Origin of the sequence: Actinophytocola sp. (assembly GCF_036378875.1) — a bacterium.
Classification (GTDB): domain Bacteria; phylum Actinomycetota; class Actinomycetes; order Mycobacteriales; family Pseudonocardiaceae; genus Actinophytocola.
In genome coordinates, this window is the sequence record NZ_DASUVO010000154.1 from 1 (window position 1) to 7216 (window position 7216).

The window sequence follows — 7216 nt, forward strand, 5'->3', positions numbered from 1 at the left end:
CTGGCCGGCGCTGATCAGCGGGCCCATCTCGCTCTCCTCCGACCTCGGGTCGACGACCCGCAGCCGGGTCACGGCGTCGTCCAGCCGGTCGAGGAACTCCTCCAGCACCGGCCGGTGGACCAGGATCCGGGAGCGCGCGCAGCAGTCCTGGCCCGCGTTGTCGAAGACCGCGCCCGGGGCGGCGGCGGCCGCGGCCTCGAGGTCGGCGTTCGCGAAGACGATGTTGGCGCTCTTGCCGCCCAGCTCGAGCGTCACGCGCTTCACCTGGTCGGCGCAGCCGGCCATGATCTGCTTGCCCACCTCGGTGGAGCCGGTGAAGCAGACCTTGCGGACCGCCGGATGGGTGACGAACCGCTGCCCGACCACGCTGCCCTTGCCCGGCAGCACCTGGAACACGCCCTCCGGAATGCCCGCCTCCAGCGCGAGCTCGCCGAGCCGGATCGCCGTCAACGGCGTCACTTCGGCCGGCTTCAGCACCACCGTGTTGCCCGCGGCCAAGGCAGGAGCGAAACCCCAGCCCGCGATCGGCATCGGGAAGTTCCACGGCACGATCACGCCGACCACGCCGAGCGGTTCCGCGAACGTGAGGTCCACCCCGCCGGGAACCGGGATCTGCCGGCCGAACAGGCGTTCCGGCGCGGCCGAGTAGTACTGCAGCACGTCGCGGACGTTGCCGGCCTCCCAGCGGGCGTTGCCCACGGTGTGACCGGAGTTCCTGACCTCCAGGTCGGCCAGGTTGTCCACATCGGAGTCCACGGCCTCGGCGAACCGCCTGAGCAGCCGTGCCCGGTCGGCCGGCGCGACCGCCTTCCACGCCGGTAGCGCCCGGTGCGCCCGCGCGATGGCGGCGTCGGTCTCATCCGCCGAGGTGTGCTCGACGCGCGCGACCACCGCCTCGGTGGCCGGGTTGATCACTTCAGTGACACTCATGCCCGTGCCGCCTCCACCAACGCCTCGAACAGCCTGCGATCCACCCCGTCCTCCTCCGGATGCCACTGCACACCGACCACGAACTCCGGATCGGTCAACTCCACTGCCTCGATCACCCCGTCACCCGCCCACGCGACGGGCACCAGCCCGACACCGAGCTGGTCCACCGACTGGTGGTGGTGGCAGTAACTGTCCACTTCGGAACCGAGGATCGTGGACAGCCGGCTGCCCGGGGCGATCTTCACCGGAACCCGGCCGAACGAACCGAGCTTGGGCAGGTGGTCGGTGTTGCCGAAGACGTACGGCAGGTGCTGGTGCAACGTGCCGCCCAACACCACGTTCAACAGCTGCATCCCTCGGCAGACCGCGAGCAGCGGCACCCCGTTCGCGAGCGCCGCCTCGATCAGCGTGTGCTCGGCGAGGTCGCGGTCGGGCCGTGCCGAGCCGGTCTCCGGCGCGCGGTCCGCGCCATAGTGGACAGGGTCGATGTCCGCGCCACCGGCCACGAGCAGACCGTCCACACGCGACAGCAGGCCGGCCGTGACCTCGCCGACCGGTGGGAAGAGCACGGGCACGCCGCCCGCGGCCGCCACCCCGTCGAGATAGCCGCGCCCCAACACCGCGGCCGGGGTGTCCCACAACCCGAACCTGGTCTGCTCCATGTAGGTCGTGATGCCGATGACCGGTGCGTCAGAGGCGTTCGAAGCCACGGATCCGCTCCCAGTCGGTCACGGCCGCGTCGTAGGCGGCGAGCTCGATCCGCGCGTTGTTGAGGTAGTGCTCGACGACGTCGTCGCCGAACGCCGCGCGGGCGAGCTTGCTCTCGGCGAGCAGCTCGGCGGCGTCGCGCATGTTGGCCGGCACCCTGGGCTTGTCGACCCCGTACGCGTTGCCGTGCAGCTCCGGTTCGAGCGGCAGCTCGTTCTCGATGCCGTGCAGGCCGGCGGCGATCAGCGCGGCCACCGCGAGGTACGGGTTAACGTCCCCGCCTGGCACCCGGTTCTCCACTCGTAACGACTCGCCGTGGCCGACCACGCGTAACGAGCAGGTCCGGTTGTCCATCCCCCACGCGACGGTCGTCGGCGCGAAACTCCCGTCCACGTAACGCTTGTAGGAGTTGATGTTCGGCGCGAAGAAGTAGGTGAGCTCCCGCAGCGCGGCCTGCTGGCCGGCGAGGAAGTGCGTCATCAGCTTCGAGAAGCCGTGCTCGCCGTCGCCGGCCAGCACCGCGGCGCCGTCGGTGCCGCGCAGGCTGATGTGGATGTGGCAGGAGTTGCCCTCGCGCTCGTTGTACTTGGCCATGAACGTGAGGCTCTTGCCGTGCTTGGCCGCGATCTCCTTGGCGCCGGTCTTGTAGATGCTGTGGTTGTCACACGTGGCCAGCGCGGTGTCGTACCGGAAGGCGATCTCGTGCTGGCCAGGGTTGCACTCGCCCTTCGCGGACTCGACGTACATGCCGGCACCCGACATGCCGTTGCGGATGTCCCGCAACAGCGGCTCGAGCCGCCCGGTGCCGAGCATCGAGTAGTCCACGTTGTACTGGTTGGCCGGGACCAGCTCGCGGTAGCCCCGTTGCCACGCCTGCTCGTAGGTGTCGTCGAACACGATGAACTCGAGCTCGGTGCCGACGTAGGCCGCGAGGTCGCGCTCCGCCAGCCGGTCGAGCTGACGCCGCAGCACCTGCCGGGGTGACGCGGGCACGGGCCCGCCCTCGACCCACTCGACGTCGGCGAGGACCAGGGCGGTGCCCTCGTGCCACGGGACGCGCCGCAGCGTGTCGAAGTCGGGACGCATGACGAAGTCGCCGTAGCCACGCTCCCACGAGGACATCGCGTAACCGTCCACAGTGTTCATCTCGACGTCGACCGCGAGCAGGTAGTTGCAGGCCTCGGTGGCGTGCGGCACGACCTCGTTGAGGAAGTACTCCGCCGCGCAACGCTTGCCCTGGAGGCGTCCCTGCATGTCGGTGATCGCGACCAGGACGGTGTCGATCGTGCCGTCGGCGACCAGCGTACGGAGCTGGTCGAGGGTGAGCATGCCGTCGCGGTGGCCCATAACAGTCTCCAAAGGATCACACTTGACCCATTGACGCCTACCTGTCAACGAGCCACTGTAGTCGGGTCCACTCGATAACGACACCTAAAGGACTGATGCTGACCCATTAGGCATCTCAGGGAGGCCTTCGTGACGACCGACAGCACCAAACGCCCGACCGCCCCACCGGCCTCCCTCACCGAGGACGAGAAAAGACTGCACGAACTGGGCTACGCGCAGGAACTAGCGCGCCGAATGTCCGGTTTCTCCAACTTCGCCGTGTCGTTCACGATCATCTCGATCCTGTCCGGCTGCCTCACCCTGTACGGCTTCGGCCTCAACACCGGCGGCCCGGCGATCATCGTCTGGGGCTGGCCGTTCGTCGGTCTGATGACACTGCTCGTCGGCCTGGCCATGGCGGAGGTCTGCTCCAGCTACCCGACCGCGGGCGGCCTGTACTACTGGTCGGCGAAGCTGGCCAGCAAGAACGGCGCGGCGTGGTCGTGGTTCACCGGCTGGTTCAACTTCCTCGGCCAGGTGGCGGTCACGGCCGGCATCGACTTCGGCGCGGCGTTCTTCCTGAACGCGTTCCTCGACCTGCAGTTCGGGTTCGCGGCGACGCCAGGGAACACGATCCTGCTGTTCGGGATCATCCTCGTCGTGCACGGTCTGCTGAACACCTTCGGTGTCAAGCTCGTCGCGCTGCTCAACGACATCAGCGTGTGGTGGCACGTGGCCGGCGTGCTGGTCATCGTGGGTGTGCTGGCGTTCGTGCCGGACAACCACCAGTCCGCGTCGTTCGTGTTCGGCGAGTTCGTGAACAACACCGGGTGGGGTTCCGGCCTGTACGTCGGCCTGCTCGGCCTGCTGCTGGCGCAGTACACGTTCACCGGCTACGACGCGAGCGCGCACATGACCGAGGAGACGCACGACGCGGCCCGCAGCGGCCCGCGCGGGATCATCATGTCGATCATCGTGTCGCTCGTGGCCGGCTGGGTGCTGCTGATCGGCCTGACCTTCGCCATCCAGAGCTACGACAGCGCCACCGGCACGGAGACCGGGGTGCCGCCGGCGCAGATCTTCATCGACGCGGTCGGCCTGACCGGCGGGAAGCTCCTGCTGCTGATCGCGATCGGCGCACAGCTGTTCTGTGGCATGTCGTCGGTGACCGCGAACTCGCGGATGATCTACGCGTTCTCCAGGGACGGCGCCTTGCCGGGCTCGTCGCTGTGGCACCGGGTGAACAAGCGGACGCGGACGCCGACGAACGCGGTGTGGCTGGCGGCCGGCGGCGCCTTCGTGCTCGGCCTGCCGTACCTGTGGAACACGACCGCGTACGCGGCGGTGACGTCGATCGCGGTGATCGGCCTGTACATCGCCTACGTGCTGCCCACGTTCCTGCGGCTGCGCCAGGGCGACGCCTTCCAGCGCGGGCCCTGGCACCTCGGCCGGTGGAGCAAGCTCGTCGGCACCGTCGCGGTGGTGTGGGTCTGCTTCATCACCGTGCTGTTCATGCTGCCGCAGGTGAGCCCGGTGACGGCGACGACGTTCAACTACACGCCGGTCGCCGTGCTGGTGGTGCTCGGGTTCGCCGGGATCTGGTGGTTCGCGTCGGCGCGGAAGTGGTTCACCGGCCCCAAGGTGCAGGGCAGCCCCGAGGAGTTGGCCGCCATCGAACGGGATCTGGACGTCATCTGACGTTCGTTCAAGGCCGCGCAGCGTAGCGCTGCGCGGCCTTGACATTTCCGTGACCGGCAAGTCACAATCCGTGAACAATTGGGAGCGCTCCCAGCGATGAGGGTGGGTGCCATGTTCCGGTTCGTGCTGGTCATCGCGGTCGTACTGGCCGGTTTCCTGACCGGTCCACCCGCCGTCGCGGCGCCGGGTGACGTCAGTGATCCCAACATCATCTACGTCGGGCGGTGGACCAACACCGCCACCACGGCCGTGCCGAACTGGACCGGCACGTACTTCTCGACGCGGTTCACCGGCACCACCGTCAAAGTCAAGGCCAGGGACGCGGTCAACTTCTACGCCAGCATCGACGGTGGCCCGGACGTGTTCTTCGCCGGCGTGCGTGGCACGGTGAACCTCACACCACAACCGCTGCCGGCGGGCACCCACTCGCTGCGGGTGTCCTACCGATCCGGCGACACCGTTTTCCTTGGTCTCGTACTGGACGCGGGTGCGACGACCGTCCGTCCGGCACTGTCCACAAAGCTCGTCGAGTTCGTCGGCGACTCCATCACCGCCGGCGCGCTGACCGACAAGCTGGCGGTGAGCGCGTACGGCTGGGTGCTCGGCGAGCGGCTCGGCGTCCGGCACACCCAGATCGCGCGGTCGGGCTACTGCCTGGTCGCGCAGTCCGGTTGCGTCGGCCAGCGCACGCAGTTCTTCCAACAGGCCAGCACCGGCACCGCGGCGTGGGACTTCTCCCGCTACCAGGCCAGCGCGGTCGTGATCAACCTGGGCACCAACGACATCGGCCACAGCGTCACGGGCGCGACGTTCCAGTCGACCTATGTGGACTTCTTGCGTGCCGTCCGCGCGAAGTATCCCAGCGCGGTGATCTTCGTGATGGAGACATTCAAGAAGCGCTACGTGACCGAGACCCAGGCGGCGGTCCGCACGGTGAACGACGGCAACGTGCGGTACATCAACACCGAGGGCTGGCTGACGGTCGGCGCAGACTACGAGGACACCGACGGCCACCCCAACGAGACCGGTCACGCCAAGATCGCCGATCGGCTGGCGCCGATCATCGGCCCAGCGATTGGACTGTGAGTCATGCGCGCGTTCTGGATCGTCGTGTTCTGCCTCGCCGCCGTACTGGTCCCCGCCCCCACCGCGACGGCTGACGTACTGCCGACCGACTCCAACATCAGGTATTTCGGGCGTTGGAACACCAGCTCCTCCACCGCGTTCGTGTCCGAGTGGGCAGGCGCCTACGTGCTGGTCGGCTTCACGGGCACCACGGTGAAACTGCGGCAGCGCAACAGCATCGACCTGTTCGCCAGCATCGACGGCGGCCCCGACGTGTCGTACAGGAACGTCAGCGGCACCGTCAACCTGACGCCGACCCCGCTCGCCGCCGGCACCCACACACTGCGGGTGTCCTACCGCCCGGTGGCGGGTTCCTACCGCGGTGACGCGGTGTTCCAGGGCGTGATCCTGGATCCCGGCGCCCGCACGGTCGTTCCGCAGACACCGTCACGGATCATCGAGTTCATCGGCGACTCGATCACCGTGGGCCAGCTGTCGTCCAAACAGGCGCTGACCGCGTACGGCTGGCTGACCGGCGAGCGGCTGCGGACCGGACACACCCAGATCGCGGTGGGCGGCGCGTGCCTGTACCCCGCCGCGGACGGCTGCATCGGCATGAGCCAGCGGTTCCTCAAGACCGGACTCGCGGCGACCGCGCCGGACTGGGACTTCTCGCGGTACCAGGCCAGCGCGGTCGTGATCAACCTGGGCACGAACGACGTGGGGCACGGCGTCACCGGCGCCCAGTTCCAGAGCGCCTACATCGCGTTGCTGCGCAACGTTCGCGCGAAATACCCGAACGCCAACATCTTCGCGCTGCAGACCTTCCGGAAGCGATACATCGCCGAGACGCAGGCCGCGGTCGCTGCCGTCGGCGACGCGAGGGTGCGCTTCGTCAACACGGACGGCTGGATCAACGAGGCCACCGACACGGTCGACAACGTGCACCCCAACGACACGGGCCACCGCAAGATCGCCGACCGCCTGGTCCCACTACTCAGCTGACCCCACAGTGCTTGACGCGCCCCGTTGGCCTCCGGCCCCCGGTTCGAGCCTCTCATGGAGCACCGACATTCCGGGCGCGCGTTACGGCGGTTGTCCACAACATCTCGCGTGTCCAACACTCCAGACCCGCGTGTCCAACGTGTGGGACCGGTGAGTTGAACAAAGTCAGTCGGGTGCTTGAACTGTTGAACTCGCCGGTCGGCATTGTTGGACACGCGGGTCCTGAGTGTTGGACACGCGCGTGCCGGGCGTTGGACACGCGGGGTTGTCCACAGGCAGCGGTGCGCGGCACCCGAAACTGTCGGTGCACGTTGGTAGCGTGGAAATCGGGGGACCCCCTGCCGCACGAATGGTCCATTCGCTCCGGTTGGGTGGGTGAATCGGTTGCCGTTTGCCGGTTGATCGGCCGTGGGTGTCGGTGCTCACCGGTAGTGTGGAAATCGGGGGACCCCCTGGCGCACGAATGGACCATTCGCTCGGGTTC

6 protein-coding genes are annotated in these 7216 nt (G+C 68.0%); 3 read left to right on the plus strand and 3 right to left on the minus strand.

Annotated elements, in window-relative coordinates; translation table 11 throughout:
* From VF106_RS43570 to VF106_RS43580, 3 genes are all read right to left on the minus strand, one after another.
* Positions 1 to 930: aldehyde dehydrogenase family protein (locus tag VF106_RS43570; protein ID WP_330845921.1), on the minus strand; the 930-nt coding region annotated here is incomplete at its 3' end.
* Entirely contained in the window at positions 927 to 1640 is a 714-nt protein-coding gene (locus VF106_RS43575; protein WP_330845922.1) for a gamma-glutamyl-gamma-aminobutyrate hydrolase family protein, read from the minus strand. The genes VF106_RS43570 and VF106_RS43575, both read right to left, overlap by 4 nt.
* Positions 1621 to 2985, minus strand: coding sequence for a glutamine synthetase family protein (locus VF106_RS43580; protein ID WP_330845923.1), 1365 nt, complete (start codon positions 2983 to 2985; stop codon positions 1621 to 1623). Before VF106_RS43580 ends, VF106_RS43575 begins: the two co-directional genes overlap by 20 nt.
* A 234-nt stretch (positions 2986 to 3219) precedes the next feature.
* Here VF106_RS43580 and VF106_RS43585 point away from each other — a divergent pair, with 234 nt between their 5' ends.
* From VF106_RS43585 to VF106_RS43595, 3 genes are all read left to right on the plus strand, one after another.
* A complete protein-coding gene (locus VF106_RS43585) occupies positions 3220 to 4662 on the plus strand; it encodes an amino acid permease (RefSeq protein WP_330845926.1) in 1443 nt (480 codons plus the stop codon).
* A gap of 111 nt (positions 4663 to 4773) precedes the next feature.
* Positions 4774 to 5748: an SGNH/GDSL hydrolase family protein gene (locus VF106_RS43590; protein WP_330845924.1), complete on the plus strand. Its 975-nt coding sequence runs from the start codon at positions 4774 to 4776 to the stop codon at positions 5746 to 5748.
* A gap of 3 nt (positions 5749 to 5751) precedes the next feature.
* Complete coding sequence (locus tag VF106_RS43595; protein WP_330845925.1) at positions 5752 to 6732, plus strand: SGNH/GDSL hydrolase family protein; 981 nt, start codon at positions 5752 to 5754, stop codon at positions 6730 to 6732.
* Positions 6733 to 7216: the final 484 nt, after the last annotated feature.

What these genes read in the sequence shown, in the direction of transcription:
- VF106_RS43590 (WP_330845924.1), top strand. Translation starts at nt 4,774, where the DNA reads ATGTTCCGGTTCGTGCTGGTCATCGCGGTCGTACTGGCCGGTTTCCTG.
- VF106_RS43585 (WP_330845926.1), top strand. Translation starts at nt 3,220, where the DNA reads ATGTCCGGTTTCTCCAACTTCGCCGTGTCGTTCACGATCATCTCGATC.
- VF106_RS43595 (WP_330845925.1), top strand. Translation starts at nt 5,752, where the DNA reads ATGCGCGCGTTCTGGATCGTCGTGTTCTGCCTCGCCGCCGTACTGGTC.
- VF106_RS43580 (WP_330845923.1), bottom strand. Translation starts at nt 2,985, where the DNA reads ATGGGCCACCGCGACGGCATGCTCACCCTCGACCAGCTCCGTACGCTG.